Genomic DNA, 23,682 nt, shown 5'->3' with positions numbered 1-23,682 from the left:
GGCCACACGGATGCACGCCGGTCTGCCTGGAAGCTCAGAAGCTATGGCGCACACCCACACTGACCTGCGTCTGGCTGTTAGTACCCGAAGGAATGCCGGTGTCCGCTATTTCGGCGTAGGAAAGGCTGAGGCCGTTGCCTCCGGAGACGTGTTGATAGGCTGCCTCGGTGTACAGCAGCGTCCTCCTGCTCAGGTCGTAATCGACCTCCATCGTGACCTGCTGATTGTGCAACGTTGCGCTCGTAGCACCGGAAAGGTGCTCAGTCGTCAAAGTGTAGCCGGCGCCAAGGCTCAGCACGTGCGTGAGCGGGTAATGTCCGTAAGCGCTGTAGTTATCGAAGCGGAGGTCTTCTCCGGCGCTCACACCGAGCAAGTTCCCGCTCGCGAGCGAGAGGTACGTGGAATGTGTATACAACAAACCGGCCGTCCCGCCGCCGATGTCGAAACGGGCACCCGCGCCCAGCACGGTCTGATCGCTCGCGGCGATGGCGTACCCCATGTTCGAATTCACCGCACCGGCGGCGTTCGCGCTCGCCGGATTGATTGCGCTCATATAAGCCGCTGCTACTTGGACCGGACCGTGGTCATAGCCAGTGCCGGCGCTCACGAGACGGTTGTTCTGAAACTGGCCAGCCGCGTTGGAAAAGGCATACATGCCGCCGAAATGCCAACCGCCAATCAACGGACTTTCATATTTCACGGCGTTGCTGACCGTGTAGCTGCCGCCCACCGTATCGTTGTCGTACACGTGTGCCGATGTGTTTCCACCAAACGTGCAGTAGGCCGAGACAGGGCATAGATAATCGGTGACGGACGCGTACTGCTTGCCGAGAGTCAATGTACCCCAGCGGTCATCCTTGAGGCCAACCCATGACTGTCGTGAGAACGTGTAGCCGCTGATGGAACTAGCGCCGTTATTGATGCCGAATTGACCTTCGAGATCGAAGATGGCGCGCGTGCCGCCGCCAAGATCCTCGCTGCCTTTGATGCCCCAGACCGTGGTGTTGTTTGCGGAATTCGCCAGCGCCCATGCGGGGCCGGCTTTACCGCCTGCGGTCTTTTCGCTGTTGGTGAACTGGACGCTTTCGTCCAGCGTACCGTACAGCGTCACGCTGCTTTGGGCATGAGCGACGGATACGAGTGCGCCCGCAACGGCGGTCGCCGCCAAATGTTTGATTTTGATGGACATGACTAGCGCAATTACGTTTTGATCAATAAGGAAGACGGTGTAAGCGGGGCCGGCATTGACTTAAATCTCACGATTTTTCGATCATTCGCCGCACCACCGGTCTATCGGTGGCGCGGCGCTTTCCCGGTGTCAGGCTTTAGCTTGCGAGCAGCTCACGCAGTGCGTTGTGGAGCACCTCGATATCGACGGGGCTGGTGCCCGGGCCGCCCGCGAAGTGCCCCCAGATCGAATCGACCACAACCAGCTTTGCATGTGGCATATGCTTGACCTCAAATTCGCTGTCTTCTGGCGGGAAGTAAAGATCGGTCTTGCAAGGCATGACGATTGCCTTTGCGCGAATCGACGAGAGCGCCATGACGAGGTCGCCTTGGTAAAGTTCGTTATTACTGATATCGCCGTTTTGCCACGTCCACAGCATGCCGAGCAGATTGTTTGCGTCCTTCGACAGCAGCCAACCCTCCCAAAAACCGACGAGAAAGTCTTCCAGGGAGGAATAGCCGAGCTTCTCGAGATCGAGCTTCTCGCGATAAAACGCTTGCGACAATCCCCATCCCGCATAAACTCGTGCCGCCGCGCGCAGACCTTTTTCGGGCTGCGTTTCGTACCAACCGTCAAGAAATGCGGCGTCGGCGGTGAGCGCGGCCTTGACGCCTTCCAGGAATACAAAATTGTGCCTTGAGCATTTCGACGATCCCTGGAACGGCAGGATTCGCTCGACCATGTCCGGATACATCGCCCCCCAATGGAACGTTTGCAACGCACCCATCGACCAGCCCGTGACGAGCGCGATCTTCTCGATGCCGAACAGTTCCGTGACCAGCCGCCATTGCATGCGCACGTTGTCATACGCGGTCACATTCGGGAAGCGCGCCTTACTGTACGGAGCAGGGGTATTGCTCGGGGACGATGAAAGTCCGTTGCAGAACATGTTAGGCACGATGATGAAGTACTTGCGCGGATCAAGCCCCTTATCCTCGCCAATCAGCCATTCGTTCTCGTAATGCTGCCCCGAATACCACGTGGGGTAGATAATCACATTGTCTTTCGCCGCGTTGAGCGTCCCATACGTCTTATAGGCCAGTTTGGCGTCGGGGACACGTAACCCGCATTGGAGCTCGATATCGCCGAGAGAATAGGTCTCGTAGTCCGACATGTTGATACATTCCTTATGAAAGATACATCGAGATGGGCGCGGCCAAGCGTCCGCTCAGGCCTTCTCGCGCCGATAATCGTCAAGCGCGATCGGCAGCCATGCCCGCTTTCTTCGTAACCTGCGCGATCAAGCCGTAGACGATTGCGCTCACTACGAATGCCGATACGGCTGTCGAGAATTCGGGAATCTGTTTTTCGACCGCGTACGCTGCCACCGATCCTATCGCCCACGCCGCGAACGCTTGAGCGCGCCACTCACGGTCAATGCCGGCGCCGGGGCGGGCCAAATACAGGTCGACGATCACGATTGCCCCGATCGGCGGGACGATGATGCCCAGCAAAGAGAGCCAGGGAATGAACAGCGCCCAGACGTTGGTTGTGGCCACGGCAATGCCGATTGCGGCCAGGACGACTGCGGCCGTGCGCATCTTGATGCCGACGATCCTCGACCAGCCGACGGCGGAGTTATAAAGACAGTGAGCGCAAACGGAGCCGAGGCTGCAAAAGAGGAAAACGACTGCAACCGCGCTCAGCCACGTGTGATGCTGATTCAGCATGTATCCAAACATGTTGTCCATCGCGAACGGTTGGGGATCCGGCAACGCGATGGCAGCCGTCATGATGCCGCCCATCAGCATCGCGTAGCAGTTCGCGAACGGAAAGGCCGTGAACGTCGCGATCCATGAATCGCGACCATTCTTTGCCCAGCGATTGAAGTCGGACGAGACTGTGCCGGCATCGACGAAGAGACTGATCACGATTGTCAATCCAACGCCGAATGCCATCGACGATGCCGGGTGGGTGCCGGTATAAGCAGACACGGCATGCCATCCCGCATGTCGGGCCGCATCGATTGCCACCCAGGTCCCGAGCACTAGAAAGAGCGGCACCGAAACCATGCCGAGCCAGTGAAGCCCGCGGATGCCTACGAAGGTGACCGCAAGATAGAGCAAGCCCGCGATAAACGTCATGGCGAGATAGTTCGCGCCAGACGATGAGTGAATAAGATTACCCGTAATACCGGTCTGTACCGCGTACCAGCCCAGCAGCAGGCTGGAAAGCAAGCCCGAAGCCAATGCATAGCCCTTGCGCCCGAAGACCTGGCTTGCCAACAGCGCGAAGTTGAATCCGTGCTTCGCTCCCAGACCGCCAAGCAAGCCAACATAAGCGAACATCAAGAGGTTGCCCGTGATCATCGCGCTCAGCGCACGCCCGAAACCCATTCCCGCGACCAGAATCGAGCCAGTCATCGCACTCGTGATGATCATCGGAAAACTGACCCACACGGTTGCAACCGAGGTAACACTGCGCCGCGCTGTTTTGGGGACGGGAGCGTGCTCGTATTCTTCGCCGAGCACGTGGTCAAGCGCCGTTTCTCTGCCGATGCCTACTGATTGTGGAGATGACATGACGTAGTTCCCAATGGGGCCAAGCCGCCGTCGCGCGAGCCTGAGCCGTGACCAAAAAAAAGCCCACCAGGCGCCTTTGCAGGCTGCGTGGTGGGCTCTGTTGCCTCTTGCATTCGTCGCTGTTGACGAAAGGATGTATTGCTGGTTCGAAGGATCTAGCAACGAAAAAGGGCTGTCAAGTCATTTGCCATTTCATCACGTTTCATTCAACGAGTATCCTGTATCGCGCTTCGCAACCGTCACGTTGCAGCGAAGGCGAGAGACGAATTCTGATTCCTTGACAAGCGTTCGCTTGTTTCGTACGCTTAAGCGCAATGAATGTATCTCCTTGTCGCCAACATTGTCGGCAAGAGCGAAAAGGCAATAGAGCCCGAACAGACTGATGAGTCTGCTCGGGCTTTTTTTTTGTTTCCCGACTCAACCCGGAGAGAAAGCAATGCGTCATGGTGATATTTCGAGCAGCAACGACTGCGTTGGTGTAGCTGTCGTCAACTACAAAATGCCGCGCCTTCATTCGAAGGCTGAGGTACTCGAGAACGCGCGCAAAATCGCCGACATGGTGGTCGGCATGAAGCAGGGTCTGCCCGGCATGGATCTCGTCATCTTCCCCGAGTATTCGACGCACGGGATCATGTACGACCCGAAGGAAATGTATGAAACGGCCGCCACCGTACCCGGTGCCGAGACCGAGATTTTCAGCGCGGCGTGCCGGAAAGCCAATGTGTGGGGTGTGTTCTCGCTGACCGGAGAGCAGCACGAAGAACATCCACGCAAGGCACCGTATAACACGCTTCTGCTCATTAATAACCATGGCGAGATCGTCCAGAAGTATCGGAAGATCATGCCCTGGACACCGATCGAAGGCTGGTATCCCGGCGACCGCACGTATGTATCGGAAGGACCGAAGGGGATGAAGATCAGCCTCATCATTTGCGACGACGGCAACTACCCGGAAATCTGGCGTGACTGCGCGATGCGTGGCGCAGAACTGGTCGTGCGCTGCCAGGGTTATATGTATCCGGCGAAAGAGCAGCAGGTGATGGCCGCAAAGACGATGGCGTGGATGAACAATGTCTACGTCGCAGTGGCGAACGCCACCGGTTTTGATGGTGTCTATTCGTACTTCGGCCATTCGGCGATCGTCGGTTTCGACGGTCGCACGCTTGGCGAGTGCGGAACGGAAGAAATGGGTATCCAGTACGGCGAACTGTCTGTCAGCCTGTTGCGCGACGCACGCAAGAACATGCAGTCGCAAAACCATCTCTACAAGCTGGTGCATCGCGGCTATACCGGAAAGATCAATTCGGGCGAGGACGTCCACGGTGTAGCGGCATGTCCTTACGAGTTCTACACCAAGTGGATCAATGACCCGGAAGGCACGCGCCGCGAGGTCGAAGCAATCACGCGCTCCATGCCCGGGACCCCGGAGTGTCCGATCGAAGGCATTCCGCACGCCGATCCGCAACACCGCTAACACGCCTGGCGCCGGGAAACCGGCGCACCGATTGACAAGGAACGATGCCAATGAAGGATATCCTCGCGCACTACAGATTGGCGACGGAGCGTTATTACCGGCCAATTGGACAAGAGATCGAACTATTCGCCGCGGCACACGCGCGGAGAATGCCGATAATCCTGAAAGGCCCGACCGGATGCGGCAAAACGCGCTTCGTCGAGCACATGGCGGCAAGCCTGAACAGGCCGCTCATTACGGTGGCATGTAACGAAGATACGACCGCTTCCGATCTCACCGGTCGCTTTCTGCTGCGCGGCGATAGCACTGAATGGCATGACGGACCGCTAACCACGGCGGTCCGTTATGGTGCGATCTGCTACCTCGATGAAGTCGTCGAGGCGCGTCCCGATACGCTGGTTGTCATTCATCCACTGGCGGATGATCGCCGCGTCCTGCCGCTCGACAAGCGTGGCGAATTGATTCACGCGCATCCCGACTTTCAGTTAGTCGTGTCATACAACCCCGGATATCAGTCGTTCGGCAAGGATCTCAAGGCTTCGACGCGGCAACGCTTCGGCGCGATCGAGTTCCAGTACCCTGATGAGGCGGCCGAGACCGATGTGGTCGCTCACGAGGGCGAAGTCGATCGCGACATCGCGATTAAACTCGTGCGTATTGCAACTCAATCGCGCAAGCTTCGCGGTCGAGGCCTGGCTGAGGGCATATCGACGCGCATGCTCGTGCACGCATGCGGCCTGATTCGAGGCGGAATCGACGCTCATGCAGCCTGTGCGCTCGCTATGACGCGCCCGCTCAGCGATGACGACGAAGTGCAGACCGCGCTCGACGGCTTTGTCCGCGCGCAATTCGGAGCTTGATGCCGATGCCCGCGGAACGTCTGGGCAACGAAAGCGGGTCGGCGATGCAAGGTGTCGTCGATGCATCGTTCACCGCAGCGACGCGGATGCTTGAATGCTATGCGGCCGGATTCGGGCAGTGGGATGTCGACGCAATGGAGGCGCGAAAAGAACGTGCGCCGACACGCGTCTGTGTGCAGGCCGACCGGCTCGACGAACTCGGCAGCGGCGCATTACGAACGTCGATCGGCGAAGGTGGCGTGATACGTCTTGCGCCAGCCATCGATGAAGGCAGCGACCGCTCTGGCGCGGCGCGCCTATATCAAGCTTCGGTGGCGCATGCGCTGGCGCATTTGAGGTATTCGCGTCCCGCTTCGCCGATCGGCAAGCGGGGCGCGCTAAGGATTGCGGTGGCGTCCTTGATCGAGGATGCTCGTGTCGAACGCTTGTTGATGCGTGATTACCCGGGCCTGCACAGCTTGTGGGGTGCGTTTCATACGGCATCGGGCGAACGCGGTATGTTGACCTTCGCGTCACTGGCGGCTCGCCTGGCGCGCGCGTTGCATGATGTCAGCTACGAGGATCCGAACGAATGGGTCTGTAAAGGCCGGAGACTTTTCGACGCAATTGCCGCGCATCACGAAGATATCGCCGCCTGTCACGAAGTTGCCGACATACTGGCCGTTGACCTTGCGCAGATGCGCGTGAGGTTCGATGTATCGTCGTACCGCGCTGAGCCGCGGTACCGCGACGACAATACTTATTTGTGGACGACCGAGTCCGAAGCGGTGCATGCACGAATGGAATGGGCGCCCGATGCGACCGACCAGACGACGGCGCGGCCGAACGCGGTGGACAGCATGCGCCTACTCGACCATCCGCCCATCGAGACAGAAGCGTGGCGTGCTTATAGGTATCCCGAGTGGCACTCACGAGTAGGGCTCCTTTTACCCGATTGGACGTGCGTCTACGACCGTGCGCCGGCCGCGGAACCTCTGAGTGGGAGCGAGCGTGTCAACGCTGGACTACTCGCCGTCCGGCAAGCGTTGCCATCTGGGTGGCAGCGACCGCCGAGGCGTCTTCGCCGCCGATCCGAAGGTGCTGAGCTCGATCTCGACGCGGTCATCGATGATGGCATCGCCCGACGCATGGGTGTGGCCGGCGATGGAAGAATCTTCGAACAGAAGCGGCGCACGCCGCCAAGCATGTCGGTACTGTTTCTGCTCGATTTGTCCACGTCGACAAACGACAGGATCGGCGTAACACAACAGACCGTGCTCGATATCGAAAAAGAGGCCGCTGCGACGATCGCGTCCGCGCTGGAGCCGACGGCCACACGCGTCGCGCTGCACGGATTTTCGTCAAACGGGCGTCACGATGTCCGATACACGCGTGTCAAGGATTTCGACGAACCGTTTGGCAAAGCGCAGCGAGAGCGGCTGCTAGCACAGAAAGGCGCATTGTCGACACGCATGGGCGCGGCTTTGCGACATGCGGCAGCGCAGTTCGATGAAGAGCAAAGCGAGGCGAAGCTATTGGTGCTCGTCACTGACGGCGAGCCGTCGGACGTGGATGTCCACGACTCCATGCATCTGATCGAAGACGCCCGCCACGCGGTATCGGCTCTATCATCGCGCGGGATCTTGCCGTTTTGCTTCGCATTCGATCGCGATGGGCACCGGTATGTCCGGACCATCTTCGGTCCCGGCCATTACCTCGTACTGAATGGCGCAGGGAACCTCGCCCAGCAGGTCAGCAAGGTACTTGCAAGCTTGAGGTGAGCGGCCATTGCCGAACATATGCCGGCTTTTTTTGGTCGGAGACAATGACGTATCGGGTCGCACGGCGCCCGGTTATTCTGGATCAGGCGAACTAGGCAATTACAGGCGCGTAAAAACGTGGCAAATACCGAAACGATCAAAGTAGGCGTTCTGTTTTCCGAGACGGGTATGATGTCGGCGATCGAGTCGTCGCAGCTTTACGGAACGCTTTTCGCAATACGCGAGATCAATGAGGCTGGGGGCATCGGAGGGCGCGAACTCGTGCCGATTCATCATGACCCCGCCTCCGATCCCGCGAAATATCGCATGTTTGCGGAACGGCTCATTCTGGCAGAAGATGTTCAGGTCATTTTCGGTTGCTATATGTCGAGCGCGCGAAAGGCCGTATTGCCGATTGTGGAGCGCTGCAATCGGCTGCTTTTCTACGCCACGCTCTACGAAGGCTTCGAGTTCTCCGATAACGTCATCTATACCGGTGCAGCGCCCAATCAGAACAGTGTGCAGTTGGCCGATTTCATGACGTCCAACTTTGGTGCGCGTGTCTATCTCGTCGGATCGAATTACATCTATCCCTACGAGTCGAACCGCATCATGTCCGACCTCGTCTCGCAGTACCGGGGTGGCGTGAAGTTGGGCGAACGGTACGTCCGCCTTGGTGCCACGGAGGACGACTTCGCCGCAATCGTCGAAGACATTCGCGCGGCCCGGCCCGATTTCATTTTCTCCACGGTGGTCGGCGACGCAACGCGGCACTTTTATAGCGCCTATGCACGAGCCGGCCTCGATCCGGCGTCGATGCCGATCGCGAGCCTGACGACCTCAGAAGTTGAAGTCGCCCAAATGGGCGCGGACATCGCCGAAGGTCACTTTACTGCGGCGCCTTACTTTCGCTCGATCGACTCTCCGGGCAATCTTGCCTGTCTGGAGAAATTCGACCGGATGTTCGGCCGCGAAACGATTCCTAACGCGAGCTGGGAAGCGGCGTACTTTCAAGTTCATCTCTTTGCGCAAGCCATGCTCGCGGCCGGCTCGCACGACCTTGAAACGCTCATGCCGGAATTGCTGCGCTGCGAATTGGACGCGCCGCAGGGACGCGTCAGGATCGATCCGTCGACTCACCACACGCATCTCAATCCGCGTATCGGCCGGGTCAACCGGGAGGGACAATTCGACGTTGTGTGGCAAGCCGTCGCCCCTGTACGGCCGGACCCGTATCTCGTCGCGCATACACTCGGCGACTGGATGGTTCAACGATGAGCTGGAGCAGTGAATGAACGACGAAGAGGAAGCCGGCCGAGGCGTGCCGGCGCCGGCCCTGCCCATCTCTCACTTGCTAATGGATTTGCGGTCATTGCGCGTGTGCGTGTTTCATCCGCACGACCGCGACGGTGCGCAGCTTACCCAGCAGCTGCAGCGCATCGGCTGCCACGTGCAGGCGTTTTGGCCGCCGCTGCCGTCTGCACCGGCAGGCACCGACGTCGTTTTCTTCGCCCTGTTTCCGGACATCCTGGACCTCCTTGACGATTGGTGCGCGGACGACGACGCACCACCGTCGATTGCGGTTCTCAACTATGAGAACCCGACGCTCATCGAGGCGATGCTGCACATCGACGCAAAAGCCGTCGTTACGTCGCCCATCCGGTCGTTCGGTCTCCTCAGTGCGCTCGTCCTTGCACGCGAGCTCGGGCAGGAGCGCAGGAAACTGCGCAAGCGCATCATGCGTCTCGAAGAAAAACTCGGTAGCGCGCGCAAAGTGGCGGAAGCACAGGAGATACTCTGCCGCCAGCGCGGCGTCAACAAGGCCGAGGCGTATCGCATCATGCGCGAGCAGGCGATGGCCAAGCGGATGACGGTAGAGGACATCGCTTCCGCGCTTATCAACGCGAACGACATTCTGTCGTCAGGCCGCTGACGCAGCACCTGACGCGGCAGGGTGATTCCGCCCTGACTTGCTCCTTCGCTTGATCGCTCTGCGGACGGCCGTCCGCGAGGCTGCAATCCCTCAGTCGTCATTTCGCGCACCGCGCGGTAAGACGCCGTGTAGCCAGAGCCCTTCAGCCGACGATTTACCTTTACTACGTGGTCTGCGGTGTCACCAGATTCAACGCCATGCGCGCAGCCGTGGTACGAGTCTCCACGCCCATCTTTTCGAAGACGTGTTCCAGGTGTTTGTTGGCGGTGCGCGGGCTCATACCGAGGATATCGGCGATATCAATCCCGCATATGAGTCGGTGAAGGTCAGTGAGACCTACACGAATGCGTTCGTCGAAGGGGCGCTGCGCAAATCGCGCTGACACCTTTAGTTACCCGTTACCTCAACGAACCAAAAGCGCCACTAGCCATGGGCTCGCGGGAGCTCAATCGTGCAACCGGCCGGGACATCGGGGATGTGAGCGAGGCTCTACCGCCCGCATATCACCGTTATCGGGGCCGTTCTTTCCGTTCGCACCAGCATCGGATCGTTTCGTAGGTGACCACGACATCCCGCTTAGCATCGACTCCTGTATGTCGCGCAAGCGCAGGCTTAACCGGTAGTACCAGCGAACCACACAACTGATGATGACGGCAGGAAGCGGTGGCCGCGATAAAGCGATTCTGTTTCCATTCTACCGGCGCCTTCTCACCAATCTGACAGTGCCCGCGGCGGCATTACATTTCTCATTTGACGCGACTGCACGGTCGCAGGGCAGACACAGTTTCCGCCGCACTGGATGACCTTACCTAGACTTCTGAACCGCGCGAGCACGGCTATTTCCAGGTTAAATGCTGTCTCCCCACGGGGTGTGGTACGCAACGCACCGTGCTTTGACAGCCGGCGCTTCCCGCGGTTTTTTGCCTCAGTCAGAGGAGCCGGGTAACACCCCTGGATCGCAGCCAGTTTTGATTAACTAAACTTCACGTTCGGGATGTGTAAGCGCGCTGAGCGACCAGATATTGTGATGGCAAGCATTCGTGTCGTCGGGCATCGGGCTCGCATAGTCGATGACGACGGCGGTTTGTGATTTCTCAAAGTCGCGATAGCCTGGAGCTCGATATGAACAGCCGATTCAAACTAACCTCAATCATCGCCTTGATGATGATTAGCGTATCCGCGAGCGCCGCGGAAAAATTCTCGGCAGAGGAATGTCACTCGTATCCCTTTGTAGCTGCCAAAGCGGGGATAACACATGCCGACATCATGCGGGAATTGTCGGAGCTCGAATCGGTTGGATACCAACCGGCCAGAAATGATCCGCAGTATCCGAACCAACTCACGCGGGCGGAGGAGCGCCTGCATGCAAAGTTCGTTGCCGATTGCGCCCCGGCAATGCAGGCGTCCGCGAAGGGGAACCAGGACGCCCCGCCAAGCTCCTGACCTGTCGGCTTGGGCCACGCCCGCGCCAGCTGCCTGGCGAGTTGCTTTCTGAGTCAGGATCGCGAGATTTAGTCTTCCGAATTTGATTCGCGCTACGCCCGGCCTCTAAAAATTCCGATTTCAGGGTCTGCACATCGCAGCCTCGTCGCCCACGGCATGACCTTCTGTCACGTGCCGTCATAGGCGATGCGCTGACCGAACCCTATCCGAAAGGAGCATTGAATTGATAGCGAAAGAAAGAAAATCTGACAGCGACCACGATGATCCAGATCGCTCGCGACGAAAGTTGATTGTTGGCGGCGGCGTGGCCGCAGCCGGTATGTTGCTGTCGGGCGTCGCGCAAGCTCAGAAGTCGCCCAGCGGCGCACCGACGATGGACGGGCTGCCCGTGCCGGTGCCGCCGGCGGATAAGACGGCCGGGCCGATCATCGCTGGCCGAGATTCCAGGTTGCAGGGACGCGTTGCGGTCGTCACCGGGGCGGCCCGCGGAATCGGTCGCGCCATTGCGGTCGAGTTCGCGGCAAATGGAGCGGACGTCATTGCGCTCGACATCTCGGGACCGGTCAGTACCGCCTCCGATGCAGCACCGGCCACGCCGCAAGAGCTTGCTGAGACAGTCAGCATGATCCAGGCGTACGGGCGCCGCGCCGAAGGTATTCGCGCGGACGTCCGCGACCTGGGCGCGCTGCGCGCCGCTGCTAATCGCATCGAACAGCATTACGGAAAGATCGATATCGTGGTAGCCAACGCCGCCATTCAGTACTGGAAGTCACTTCTGGACCTCCAGGACACCGAGTGGACGGACGTCATCGACAATAACCTGAACGGGACCGCGAATACTATCCGAGCGTTCGCACCCATGATGGTCAAGCGCAACTATGGCCGCATCATCGTCGTTTCTTCGATGCAGGGACGGCACGGTACGAAAGACGCAGCAAGTTATGCGGCGTCCAAGTGGGGCATCTTTGGGCTGATGAAGTCGGCGGCCCTCGAACTCGGTCGCTACAACATTACAGTCAACGCCGTGGTACCGGGGCTCGTCGCCACCGCTTTGACGCTGTACGAAAAGCGACTGACCGAAAGCGTCGGTGAGACCGGCTACCACAAACCGAACGGTTTCCTGACGCCGCAGGAGGCGTGGGACCGCCGCGCGGCGACGATGCCGCTTGGAGTCGGGTGGGTACAACCGGAAGACATCTCGCCTGCGGCGGTATATCTTGCCTCGGATGCCGCCGCGATGGTCACCGGCTCCGAAATCGAGGTTACGGGCGGCGACAGCGCGAAAAGTCTATAGATTGATTTGTGACTCGCTCCGCCTCTCATCAGGGCGTCGATGCCCCTTGATGCCGAAGTGCCGGTCGAGTTGCAGGGGAGCTAGGCGGACCGCTGTTCATTCGCCGCATGAGGCGCGTCAACTTGGCCCGGGCTGGCGAGTCGGCATGTTCGAAAGCGCGGCATGCCGTGATGCAGCTTCATGGGCTCGCTCGTGGTTAGGTCAGCATTGGCGCGATACCCGCCGCACCGCCGCGTCGTTTGCGGCCACCACAAGGCGGCTAATGCCCATTTCGCGGCTGGGAATCACTGAACGCGATCTCGCCCAGCACTCTGCGGAGCGCTGGGCTCAAACGTCATCGTTCGTAGTGCGTGCGATAGCTCGCCACGTCAGAAGCGATGGATCATAGCGACGCGATAGACCATCTGGTTCTCGCTGCTAGACATGCCGGCCGCGGCGGGGATTTGAGCGAAGTCAAAGTCAGTGCCGGTGTGCGCGCTGACGACGTGTTGGTAGGCGCCTTGCACATAGACTGACGTGCTCTTGCTCAGATCGTAGTCAAGCGTGAGACCGACCTGGTGCCATTTGGGAGTAAAGGAACCGCTCGTCGAGTGAAGATGGGCGACCGTAAACGTGTAAGCTGCACCGAGCCACAGGTCCGGTCGGAAGAAGTACTGCTCATTTGCTTCGAAATTGTCGAATTTCCACGAATTCCATGTGCCGCCCGAGGGTCCACTCTGTGACGCGAAATACGCGTTAAAAGTCGGGTCATACACGTCGACATGCGAATAGGCTAGCCCGGCCAGCGAATGGGCAAAGCGGTAAGACGCGGCCACGCCGATATCCTGCTGCGACGAACCGGCGAACAGTACGTCGGTGGCAACCGAGCCGCTTGAGTTCGCGCCAGGGTTGTCGAGCTTGAGATAGGACGCTGCCATCGTCAAACCACCGTTCTGGTAGTTCAACGTCGCGCCCCAGGTGCGATTGTTCGCGAACCCGCCCGCCTGGTTGCTAAAACCGTACATCGCTTCGCCAGTCAGGCCACGGTATGTCGGGCTCACATACTTGACAACGTTGTTCACGCGGAAATCCCAGTCTGCGTTGTCGTTGTCGAACGGGTGCGAGTTCACATCGCCAGCATAATTTCCGGCCGCGGTAAGGCCGCCGAAGCCAAGATCGTCGACGCTCGTATCGTACTGACGGCCGAACGTGACGGTCCCGTACTGATCGGACGACAATCCTACGTACGCCTGACGGCCGAACAGACGCCCGCCTTGGCCTGCCTGTCCACTGTTTGTATCGAAGCCGCTTTCCAGCTTGAATATCGCCTTCAGACCGCCACCGAGATCTTCATCGCCTCGCAAGCCCCAACGGCTCCCGTACGTGTCACCGCTTTTCATTTGATACGTGCCGTGTCCGTTTGCGTTGCTTGTGAAGTTGAGGCCCTCATCAAGAAGCCCATAGAGTGTCACGTTCGATTGTGCATGCGCAACGCCGGCGACCAGCGTCAAGGAGGCGAAAGCTGCCCACGTCAAGTTCGTCTTTTTCATTTTGACTCGCTATTTAAGGATTGTCCGCATAATGTTGCCAGGAGCCGCAGACGATCGATCTCGAGACTACCTACGCAATTTCGGTCGCTCGGCTCGAAAGGCGATGCAAGTCTAGGCAGCGAGAATTGCTACCGTTCACAACAAAATGAAATCGAGCATTCAGGAAAGTTAAACGAAGCGTGTGAGTCGTTCTCGGCGTGGAAAATGCCGACAGAAAGACGTGTTGCGGTGGCGCAAGCCGTTGTATTTGGGTACCCCTTCGCTTGACTTACTTTTTTTAGCGTTGGTGTCGGCGCGAAGCAAAACTAAAAAAGGCTTCATCAACGTGGAGCGGGCACTTTAGGGAAAGCGAGCAATGATGCACGCATCCTCAACCATGGACATTGCATCATGAATCAGCTTCAGGCGATGCGCGTCTTCACCCGTGTAGTCGGCCTCGGCAGCTTCAATCTGGCGGCCAGGCAGCTTGGCGTGTCAGCGGCATCGGTCACGCGCAGCATTGGCTTGCTGGAAGCTCATCTGCATACACGTTTGATCAACCGGACTACGCGCACGCTGTCGCTAACCGAGGCAGGTCGCGATTATCTCGAGGGCTGTCGCGCGATTATCGAGCAGTTGGACGAAATGGAAACGTCCCTCGTACAGTCGACCCGGGAGTTGCGCGGGGCGCTGCGGGTTGCAAGCGTGGCAACCTTCGCTGACGGCGGACTCGTACGCCTCGTTGCCGCCTACCGCGAGTTGCATCCTGGCGTGTCTTTCGAGGTAACGACTTTCGATGTCCATATCGACATGGTCGAAGGTGGCTTCGACGTCTGCTTCTCAGACGATCCCGGGCTATTCAGCTCAGCGCTCGTTTGCCGGCCGCTTCTGCGTATCCCGCAGATTGTCGTCGCATCGCCTCAGTACCTGTCCAGGCACGCCACGCCAGTTGCCCCCGCGGATCTGACGAGACACACGCTGCTGTACCGGTCAGGAAGCGGCGCTCGCTGCTGGGAGTTCGCGGATCGTAACCGGCTTTCTCGCGTCACCGCATCCGCCGGGATTGCGTCGTCCAGCTATGCAATGCTGAAGTCCGCATGCATGCACCACTTGGGAATCGCTTTGTTACCTCGCTCGATCGTTGAATCGGAATTGCAACGCGGCGCGCTTGTCGAGCTATTCGAACAGTTCAGTGTCGGCAGCGGCGCGCGAAATCTTTGCGCGTTGTATTCGTCGCCGGGCCTGTTGTCGAGGAGGGTGCGAAGCTTCGTAGACTTTGCGGTGGACCACTACCGCGCAATGGATCGTGCGTCATCGCTTAAGGCGGTCGCTTGAACGTCAAGCCACCGTCTTTCAGTGAGGCTTTGCGGCAAGCTCCGCACTGCACCTGACAACTGCACGTCCAGCCGGGCTGCGTGAGAGGTGTCTAGTTCTTCACGGCAATTCAGGTGATCGCTGAGCCGCATCACGCTTCAAACGCCGCCTGTCTGCCGTTCGACATGCCACCAGGCTGATGCGCTGTACGTGGAGCGGTTACCGAGAGAGGAAGTCGCAAAGGCCCGCCGCGGGCAGCAACGCGTACAAGCGTCCCCGACCTCTACGGTGCCGCCTTGAGCTCTCGTCCATAGGAGACTCGCTAACTAAAAGTTCCTTAATGTTCGAGGTAGAACCCTGTTAGCGCCCTACGTTCAGAATCCCCTCATAAACATGCGTGCCATGCATCAAGCGCATACCGATGCCTGCGCGCGATGACTTTGCGCTTTCCTGAATGGAGCTGTTCCGATGTTGAAACTGGTCAGGCTGGCGTTGACGCGGCCCTATACGTTCATCGTGCTTGCGATGCTCATTCTACTTTTGGGCCCTTTATCGGCATTGCGCACACCGACGGACATTTTTCCCGACATACGCATTCCGGTGATTAGCGTCGTATGGAGCTATACGGGACTTCAGCCTGACGACATGGCGGGCAGAATCGTTACCTATTACGAACGCACGCTCGGCACGACAGTTAACGATGTCGCGCATATTGAATCCCAGTCGTTCACGGGATACGGCATCGTCAAGATATTTTTCCAGCCAACGGTCGACATCCGGACCGCGACGGCGCAGGTCACATCGATCTCGCAGACCGTGCTCAAACAGATGCCGCCGGGTACGACTCCGCCGCAGATCCTCAACTACAACGCATCGACTGTTCCCGTATTGCAGTTGGCGTTGACAAGCGACACACTTGACGAGCAGCAACTGGCTGACTATGCGACAAACGCGATTCGCCCGCAATTGCTGAGTGTGCCGGGCGTCGCTATTCCGACGCCATACGGCGGAAAGACGCGAGAGGTGCAAATTGACCTCGATCCCAAAGCGTTGCAGGCGAGAAAGCTGTCGGCAGAAGACGTCGCCGCGGCGCTTGCCCGGCAGAACCAGATCATTCCTGCCGGCACGCAGAAGGTTGGCGCATTCCAGTACAACGTCAAGCTGAATAATAGTCCAGTAGACCTCGACGAGTTGAATGCGCTGCCTGTGAAAGTGGACGGCGACGCGACAATCTACATTCGCGATGTCGCGCATGTACGGGACGGATATCCGCCGCAAACCAATATTGTCCGGGTGGACGGCCGCCGCGCGGTGCTAATGAGTATCCTGAAGAACGGGTCCGCTTCGACACTCGACATCATTTCTGGCGTCAAGGCGAAACTGCCGCTCGTCGAAGCTTCGCTTCCCCCGCAATTGAAGCTGATCACGATGGGCGACCAGTCAAAGTTCGTCAAGGGTGCCGTGAGCGGCGTGGTGCGTGAAGGCGTCATCGCAGCGGCCCTCACGTCCGCCATGATCCTGCTCTTCCTCGGCAGTTGGCGCTCGACGCTTATCATCGCGGCGTCGATTCCGCTAGCCTTGCTTGCGGCAGTGGCGGCGCTTTCCGCGATGGGCGAGACGCTGAACGTGATGACGCTAGGCGGGCTCGCGCTGGCAGTAGGAATACTTGTCGACGACGCGACGGTCACCATTGAGAACATCAACTGGCACCTGGAACAGGGGAAAGACGTGCAGCGGGCGATCATGGACGGCGCGCAGCAGATCGTCACGCCAGCTCTGGTTTCATTGCTGTGCATCTGCATCGTGTTCGTTCCGATGCTGTTGCTCGACGGCATTGCGCGGTTCCTTTTCGTGCCGATGGCGGAAGCCGTGATGTTTGCGATGATCGCTTCGTTCATTCTGTCGCGCACGTTTGTGCCGATGATGGCGCAGTACCTCCTCGCGCCTCATGCGTCGGGCGGGCATGCAAGCGGCGAACTCGCGGCGATAGTCGAATCTCACGGCAGCATGTCGACAAGTCCAACGTCGCGCAATGCGTTTGTACGTTTCCAGCGCGGCTTCGAGCAATGCTTTGTGCGCGTGCGAAATGTTTACCGCGTGCTTCTCGGCCTTGCGCTGACGCACCGGAAGCGCTTTGTGGTCGGCGTACTGGCCGTCGTATGCGTGTCCTTCCTGCTTTCACCGTGGCTCGGACGGAACTTCTTTCCCGACATCGACGCGGGCGAGATCTCCTTGCATGTGCGCGCGCCGGTTGGGACACGCATCGAAAATACGGCAAGTATTTTCGATCACGTTGAAAACACCATTCGCCAGGTTATTCCGCCGGGTCAACTCGGCAGCGTGGTGGACAATATTGGCCTGCCAGTCAGCGGTATCAACCTGACATACAACAACAGCGGCACCATCGGTTCGCAGGACGGCGACATCATGATCTCGCTAGGCGAGAATCACGCGCCAACAGCTCAATATGTGACAAAGCTGCGCGAAGTGCTGCCGCACCTATTTCCGGGTACGACTTTCTCTTTCTTACCGGCGGACATCGTTAGCCAGATCCTGAATTTCGGCGCACCGGCACCGATCGATCTGCAAGTCGCCGGGCCGGACCAGGCCGGGAATCATCGGTACGCGAACGAACTGTTGCGACGGGTGCGGATGGTCTCCGGTATTGCCGATAGCCGTATCCAGCAGGCGGTCACTTATCCGCAGTTCACCATCACGGTGAACCGCTCTCACGCGGGACAACTGGGCATTAGCGAGGAGGATGTGACGGACTCCGTCGTTGCAACACTCGCAGGTACGAGCCAGGTAGCGCCCACGTACTGGCTCAATCCAACGAACGGAGTTTCATACCCGATCGTCGCGCAAACCCCCGAATACTGGATGGCATCGCTGTCCAATCTCGATAATCTCCCGGTAACAGACGCAAGTGGCCGCTCGCAATTGCTCGGCGGTGTCGCGAGTATCGCGCGCGGCGTCGGCGGCGCGGTGGTATCGCACTACAACATCGAGCCGCTGTTTGATATTTACGCCACTCCGCAGGGTCGCGATCTGGGTGCGGTCGCGAGCGACATCGACGGCATCGTGCGTGCCACAGCGAAAGATGTGCCCAAAGGCTCGACGGTCACACTGCGCGGTCAGGTGCAGACCATGAATAGCGCATTTACCGGGCTGTTACTCGGCCTCGTCGGGGCCATCGTGCTCATCTATCTGCTGATCGTCGTCAACTTCCATTCGTGGGGCGACGCATTTGTGATCATCTCAGCGTTGCCTGCGGCGCTGGCTGGCATCGTGTGGATGCTGTTTGCGACGCACACGCCGCTGTCGGTGCCGGCGCTCACTGGCGCGATTCTTTGCATGGGTGTGGCAACTGCAAATAGCGTGCTGGTCGTCAGCTTTGCACGCGAACGGCTCGCGGTGACTCACGACGCCCTGCGGGCGGCCTTCGAAGCGGGCTTCTCGCGGTTTCGTCCTGTGTTAATGACGGCACTCTCGATGATCATCGGCATGGCTCCGATGGCGCTGGGTCTCGGCGACGGTGGTGAGCAGAACGCGCCGCTCGGACGAGCCGTTATCGGCGGCCTGATCTGCGCGACCTGCGCCACCTTGCTGTTCGTTCCGGTCGTCTTCAGTCTCGTGCATCGGCGCGATGCCGCCCCACCTGACGCTGGACCGGGAGAACACGACTCACACGATCATTCACCTTCCGAACCTGGAGTCATCCATGTCAACTGACATCGACATAGCAGCGCCGCGGCGGCTGCGGCCTCTCAAACTCGCAGGAGTTGTCGCTCTGCTGGCTGCCGCAGCGGTTGCAGCGACCGGCATCGCAACGCGCGTCCATGCAAAGGAGCAGATGGCCAAATGGTCGGCCGCGCAGGCGATTCCAACGGTCGTCGCCAACCCGCCGTTGCATGATAGTTCTGCGCAGGTGCTGGTCTTACCAGGCCAATTGTCGGCCTATGTGAAGGCACCGATCTATGCGCGCGTGTCCGGTTATCTGCATGCGTGGTATGCAGACATTGGTGCGCACGTGAAGGCCGGGCAGTTGTTGGGCGAAATCGATACACCCGATCTCGATCAGCAACTCGCTCAGGCACGTGCCGATCTGCGCACCTCACAGGCGAACGAAACGCTCGCGGCATCCACGGCGCGCCGGTGGACCGAGATGCTGCAGCAGGACTCCGTATCGCAGCAGGAAGCAGACGAAAAGACCAGCGACCTTGCGGCAAAGCAGGCGATGGTGGCTGCGAACCAGGCGAACGTTGCGCGGTTGGAGGCCCTTGAATCGTTCAAACGGATCACCGCACCTTTCGATGGGATCGTGACTGCGCGAAAGACCGATGTCGGCGCGTTGATCAGCGCGGGCGGCGGCAACGGACCGGAGTTGTTCACCGTTTCCGACGCACGGCAACTGCGCTTGTACGTCAGCGTGCCGCAGAACGAAGCCGCCGTAATCCGGCCCGGACTGGTCGCGAGTCTGACCGTGCCGGAACGCCCTGGTATGCAGTTCTCCGCAAAGCTTGTCGACACGGACGACTCCATCACACCTTCTTCGGGGACGCTGCTGGTGCAATTGGCAGTCGATAATTCCAGCGGCGTGCTGATCCCGGGCGAATACACCGAAGTTCATTTTGAACTGCCCACGGACAACCATGCGATGACAATTCCTGCTAGCGCGCTGATGTTCCGGGAAAGCGGTTTGCAAGTGGCGGTGGTCGGTCCGGGCAATCACGCAATGCTGAAGCGGGTGAGCGTCGCGACCGATCTGGGTACCAAGATTGTGATTGCATCGGGTTTAACTGCCACCGACCGGGTGATCGACAACCCGCCTGATTCGTTGGCAAACGGCGATCCAGTGCGACTTGCTTCGACATCCGCGACGACCGCGCTGACACAGCACAATGAAGCGGAGCGCAGTCATGGTTAGGCGTCGCGTATGCACGGTTCTGATTGCCGCAGCGCTCGTGAGCGGGTGTTCGTTCGCGCCGCCGTATCAGGTACCGCCGTCGGCCATGCCGAGCGCGTTCAAGGAGGCCGGCGGATGGCAACTCGCCGAGCCTGCCGACCATATGCCGCGCGGTGAGTGGTGGACTGTGTACCGCGATCCTGTCCTCGATGAACTGGAAAGCAAGGTGGCCGGCGCTAACCCCGACCTGGCCGCGGCAATTGCCAGGCATGACCAGGCGCAAGCGTATCTGGACCAGGCTCGCGCTGGCCTCTTTCCCACCATCGGCGCTTATTCGCAGTTCTCACGCTCGCGTCAGTCCGACGACCGGCCATTGAGGGGCGCTAATCAACCAGCGCTCTACAATTCGGCGACTGTCGATGTCGGCCTGAACTATGACCTCGATCTGTGGGGAAAGGTGCGCAATGAGGTTGCCGCGGGCAAGGCGGCGGAGCAGGCGAGCCAGTACGACATCGAGTCATTGCAATTGAGTTTGCAGGCAAAGCTTGCTGAGGCGTATTTCCATCTGCGTGGTCTCGATCGACAGCAGGAATTGCTGGCGGATACCGTTCGCACCTATGAGCATGCATTGCAGTTGACTGAAAGCCGGCACGGTGGGGGTATCGCATCCGATCTCGATGTGTCTCGTGCTCAAACCCAACTTGAATCGGCAAGGGCGTCAGTTGAAGATGTGTCGGCACGAAGGGCCTTGTACGAGCATGCGATCGCGACTATTGCGGGTGAAGCGGCTTCAAAATTCTCTCTAGCGCCCGCCGTCGCCCCGACGTATTTGCCGTCGATCCCAGCTGGAGTGCCTCTCGCGCTGCTGCAACGTCGGCCCGATATTGCGGCTGCCGAGCGCCACGTCGCCCAGGCGAACGCGCAGATCGGCGTCGCCAAAGCAGCTTTTTTCCCGGATGTGTCGTTAGGTCTTGACGGCGGTTATCAAAGCACAACTTTATCCCCGTGGCTGGCAGCGCCTAACGAGATGTGGTCGATCGGTCCGAGCCTGCTGATGACCCTGTTCGACGGCGGCCGGCGAGCGGCCGTCACGCGGCAGGCGCAGGCAAAGCTCGCGGAAAATGGCGAAAAGTACAAGGCGACGGTGCTACTGGCAGTACAGCAGGTCGAAGATCAGCTTTCGCAGTTGCATTACCTGGGCAACGAGTCCGCGAAAGAAGAAGGGGCGCTTTCGGCTGCGCAGCGTACGCTCGAGTTGTCGATGTCGCGTTACCGCGATGGCGTCGTCAGTTATCTGGATGTCGTCACTGCGCAGGCAATAGAACTCGAAACGCAAACCTTGGTGCTGGATTTGCAAACTCGCGAGTTGATCGCCTCCGCTGCACTGATAGACGCGTTAGGCGGTGGATGGGCCAACGAACCCGCCGATATGCCTACGTCCACAACGACGAAGTAATAGTCACGTTTCGCAGAACAGGATGCCTCGCAGCGATTCGCGGCGAGGCGTCCTGCTCGTCATGCACAACGCGAGTTAAAGACAGACGTCTAGAAGCGGTGGCGCAAACCCATTGCGACCACGGTCTGCTGATTGCCTGCTGACGGTGCCAGCGTGAAGATCGAAGCGTTGCCGAGCGCCGGTATGCCGCTGGCGCCGGACACATGCTGATAGACCCCTTCAAGATAGACGTCTGTACGGTGCGACAGCGCATAGTCGGCTTGCAGCATCACCTGATTCCATTTGGGCGATGCGACGCCGCTCGCGCTGCTGAAATGCCCATCGGTGAAGGTATAAGAGCCGCCGAGGCTCAGGGCGGGCGTAAGCGCATATCGCGCGTTCAGTTCGTAGTTGGTGAACGTCAAGAGGTCCCCCTTGAGAGCGACGTACGCACCGCCTTGCGCGACTTGAGCTGGGTCGTCCATGATCGTGCGCGTGACTACCAGGCCGACGGTGGCGGCCCCGAATGCGTAACGGCCCGCTGCGCCGAGGATGCGTTGACGCGCGCCCGTCAGCATCGCGTCGCCGTCACTGCTGCTGATCGCACCACCTGTGTTGGTGGGCGCGTCGACGCCGCCTGGATGATTACCCTGAAAATATCCGACTGCCAGGTCAACCGGCCCGCGCGACCATGCGGCTCCGGCGCTGAACGCGTTATTGTTGCTGAAGCCGCCAGCCGCATTGCTGAATGCATAAGCCCAGCCGAATTTGAAACCGTGGTAATCCGGGCTGCGGTACTTGACCGCATTGTTCATGCGGAAGTCGTTAGCCAGGTTGTCGTTATCGAATGGGTGATCCGCGAGATTTCCGCCGAAGCCGGAGCCGGTTGCCGACAAGGGCGCGACAAAGTCGACGAGGAAGTCGTATTGGCGCCCCATGGTCACCGTGCCCCACGTGTTGCTCGACAATCCCACCCACGCCTGCCGCCCGAAGACGTCTCCGCCATTAGCCAGTTTGCCGTTGGTAATGTTGAATCCGTTCTCCACATCGAACACCGTGTGCAAGCCGCCGCCCAGGTCTTCGGTGCCACGCAGCCCCCAGCGGTCACCGTTGAGATTGCCGCTCGCCATCATCCAGTTGTTATGTCCCTGACCGTTGGCTGTCTTCTGGTTACTAACATAGTTGATAGCCGTGTCGAGCGTGCCGTAGAGAGTGACATTGCTCTGAGCGTGCGCGGCTGTCGCGAAAGCCGCCGCTAGCGCCGCGCAGCCTGTTGCCAATGCTTTATTCATGTGATTTTCCTAGGGAGAGATAGGTCTGCCGCGCTTTCGGGCGCGAGTGCGCGCCTCGATGCGACCGACTGGCGGGAATGTATTCGGACACGATTGGCTGCGGATGATAAAAAGCGATCGATTAAATGAAATTCCTTTAATGTTCCGATCCGCACGGGTTCAGCGATTCGTCATCGCACACTATGTCTTCGATAAACTAATTTTCACCGTTCAGCTAGTTATCCGATAAAGGTGGCTGGTTATGCTGATCCTCAACCGGTTCTCGCGAGGCATAACGCTCAGCGACCGGCTAATTAACCTAAATGTTGAGGATGAGAAAATGAAACGGATCACATTGGCGATCGTTCTCGCTGGAACACTGTCGGCCGCAACGGCCTTTGCGCAGTCGGCTCCGGCCGGTTCCGCGGGTAGCACGCAGATGAGCAGTCAGGCGGCTCAGGTCGCGTCAAATGCCACATCGGCGGGCGCGGCCAGTGGCCAGTGGGTGCCGCCATATGGTCAAGCGGAGGCGCCGAAGACCCGCGCTCAGGTCTACCAGGAACTAGTGCACGCCGAACAGGATGGGCAACTTGCTTACCTGAACTCGACGATCTATGCGCACCCGTAACGTAGCAAAGCGCCTGGCCAACGGCGGCACGATGACGTCGTTGGCTGAGATTCGTGCCCTACAAACGCTTGTAATCTGGAGCCGAGATGAACCGAAGCCGATCCTCGAAATTTCGCATGGCCTTGAT

At 59.2% G+C, this 23,682-nt stretch carries 17 protein-coding genes and 1 pseudogene; 12 read left to right on the top strand and 6 right to left on the bottom strand.

The window, feature by feature from the left end; translation table 11 throughout:
* Positions 1 to 34: 34 nt before the first annotated feature.
* The 3 genes from B0G69_RS27300 to B0G69_RS27290 all read right to left on the bottom strand — a co-directional run bounded on the left by B0G69_RS27300 (position 35) and on the right by B0G69_RS27290 (position 3,750).
* Positions 35 to 1,189: a porin gene (locus tag B0G69_RS27300; protein WP_121322736.1), complete on the bottom strand. Its 1,155-nt coding sequence runs from the start codon at positions 1,187 to 1,189 to the stop codon at positions 35 to 37.
* 136 nt (positions 1,190 to 1,325) lie between these two features.
* A complete protein-coding gene (locus B0G69_RS27295; protein ID WP_121322734.1) occupies positions 1,326 to 2,342 on the bottom strand; it encodes an alpha/beta fold hydrolase in 1,017 nt (338 codons plus the stop codon).
* 79 nt (positions 2,343 to 2,421) lie between these two features.
* Positions 2,422 to 3,750, bottom strand: coding sequence for a cytosine permease (locus B0G69_RS27290; protein WP_121322732.1), 1,329 nt, complete (start codon positions 3,748 to 3,750; stop codon positions 2,422 to 2,424).
* A gap of 436 nt (positions 3,751 to 4,186) precedes the next feature.
* Between B0G69_RS27290 and B0G69_RS27285 the strand changes: the two genes are divergently transcribed.
* The 5 genes from B0G69_RS27285 to B0G69_RS27265 all read left to right on the top strand — a co-directional run bounded on the left by B0G69_RS27285 (position 4,187) and on the right by B0G69_RS27265 (position 9,756).
* A complete protein-coding gene (locus B0G69_RS27285; RefSeq protein WP_121322731.1) occupies positions 4,187 to 5,224 on the top strand; it encodes an aliphatic amidase in 1,038 nt (345 codons plus the stop codon).
* A gap of 50 nt (positions 5,225 to 5,274) precedes the next feature.
* Positions 5,275 to 6,084 carry a CbbQ/NirQ/NorQ/GpvN family protein gene (locus B0G69_RS27280; protein ID WP_121322730.1) on the top strand — a complete coding sequence of 270 codons (810 nt, stop codon included), beginning with the start codon at positions 5,275 to 5,277 and terminating at the stop codon, positions 6,082 to 6,084.
* A gap of 389 nt (positions 6,085 to 6,473) precedes the next feature.
* Entirely contained in the window at positions 6,474 to 7,844 is a 1,371-nt protein-coding gene (locus B0G69_RS27275) for a VWA domain-containing protein (RefSeq protein ID WP_158608978.1), read from the top strand.
* A gap of 117 nt (positions 7,845 to 7,961) precedes the next feature.
* Positions 7,962 to 9,101 (top strand): transporter substrate-binding domain-containing protein, encoded by a 1,140-nt coding sequence (locus tag B0G69_RS27270; protein WP_121322727.1) that lies wholly within the window; start codon positions 7,962 to 7,964, stop codon positions 9,099 to 9,101.
* 13 nt (positions 9,102 to 9,114) lie between these two features.
* Entirely contained in the window at positions 9,115 to 9,756 is a 642-nt protein-coding gene (locus B0G69_RS27265; RefSeq protein WP_121322725.1) for an ANTAR domain-containing protein, read from the top strand.
* A gap of 163 nt (positions 9,757 to 9,919) precedes the next feature.
* On the opposite strand, the pseudogene B0G69_RS27260 reads toward B0G69_RS27265, so the two are convergent.
* A pseudogene (locus B0G69_RS27260) lies at positions 9,920 to 10,057 on the bottom strand (LuxR C-terminal-related transcriptional regulator); the annotation flags it as partial.
* Positions 10,058 to 10,878: 821 nt separating this feature from the next.
* Between B0G69_RS27260 and B0G69_RS27250 the strand changes: the two are divergent.
* Complete coding sequence (locus tag B0G69_RS27250; RefSeq protein WP_121322722.1) at positions 10,879 to 11,199, top strand: DUF4148 domain-containing protein; 321 nt, start codon at positions 10,879 to 10,881, stop codon at positions 11,197 to 11,199.
* Positions 11,200 to 11,422: 223 nt separating this feature from the next.
* Positions 11,423 to 12,493 carry an SDR family NAD(P)-dependent oxidoreductase gene (locus B0G69_RS27245; RefSeq protein ID WP_121322720.1) on the top strand — a complete coding sequence of 357 codons (1,071 nt, stop codon included), beginning with the start codon at positions 11,423 to 11,425 and terminating at the stop codon, positions 12,491 to 12,493.
* 368 nt (positions 12,494 to 12,861) lie between these two features.
* On the opposite strand, the gene B0G69_RS27240 is transcribed toward B0G69_RS27245, so the two are convergent.
* Positions 12,862 to 14,022 (bottom strand): porin, encoded by a 1,161-nt coding sequence (locus tag B0G69_RS27240; protein ID WP_121322718.1) that lies wholly within the window; start codon positions 14,020 to 14,022, stop codon positions 12,862 to 12,864.
* Positions 14,023 to 14,412: 390 nt separating this feature from the next.
* Between B0G69_RS27240 and B0G69_RS27235 the strand changes: the two genes are divergently transcribed.
* From B0G69_RS27235 to B0G69_RS27220, 4 genes are all read left to right on the top strand, one after another.
* Positions 14,413 to 15,336, top strand: a complete 924-nt coding sequence (locus B0G69_RS27235; protein ID WP_121322716.1) for a LysR family transcriptional regulator — start codon at positions 14,413 to 14,415, stop codon at positions 15,334 to 15,336.
* Positions 15,337 to 15,783: 447 nt separating this feature from the next.
* Positions 15,784 to 19,047, top strand: coding sequence for an efflux RND transporter permease subunit (locus B0G69_RS27230; protein ID WP_121322714.1), 3,264 nt, complete (start codon positions 15,784 to 15,786; stop codon positions 19,045 to 19,047).
* Positions 19,037 to 20,242 carry an efflux RND transporter periplasmic adaptor subunit gene (locus B0G69_RS27225; protein WP_121322712.1) on the top strand — a complete coding sequence of 402 codons (1,206 nt, stop codon included), beginning with the start codon at positions 19,037 to 19,039 and terminating at the stop codon, positions 20,240 to 20,242. The genes B0G69_RS27230 and B0G69_RS27225 overlap by 11 nt, the downstream gene beginning before the upstream one ends.
* Positions 20,235 to 21,677, top strand: a complete 1,443-nt coding sequence (locus B0G69_RS27220) for an efflux transporter outer membrane subunit (protein ID WP_121322710.1) — start codon at positions 20,235 to 20,237, stop codon at positions 21,675 to 21,677. Before B0G69_RS27225 ends, B0G69_RS27220 begins: the two co-directional genes overlap by 8 nt.
* 89 nt (positions 21,678 to 21,766) lie before the next feature.
* On the opposite strand, the gene B0G69_RS27215 is transcribed toward B0G69_RS27220, so the two are convergent.
* Positions 21,767 to 22,948, bottom strand: coding sequence for a porin (locus tag B0G69_RS27215; RefSeq protein WP_121322708.1), 1,182 nt, complete (start codon positions 22,946 to 22,948; stop codon positions 21,767 to 21,769).
* Between the two features lie 319 nt (positions 22,949 to 23,267).
* Between B0G69_RS27215 and B0G69_RS27210 the strand changes: the two genes are divergently transcribed.
* Positions 23,268 to 23,555, top strand: a complete 288-nt coding sequence (locus B0G69_RS27210; protein WP_121323918.1) for a DUF4148 domain-containing protein — start codon at positions 23,268 to 23,270, stop codon at positions 23,553 to 23,555.
* Positions 23,556 to 23,682: the final 127 nt, after the last annotated feature.

Source organism: Paraburkholderia sp. RAU2J, from assembly GCF_003634845.1.
GTDB lineage: Bacteria > Pseudomonadota > Gammaproteobacteria > Burkholderiales > Burkholderiaceae > Paraburkholderia > Paraburkholderia fynbosensis.
The sequence above is the reverse complement of the archived record's forward strand: the minus strand, read 5'-3'. Positions and strand labels throughout refer to the sequence as shown.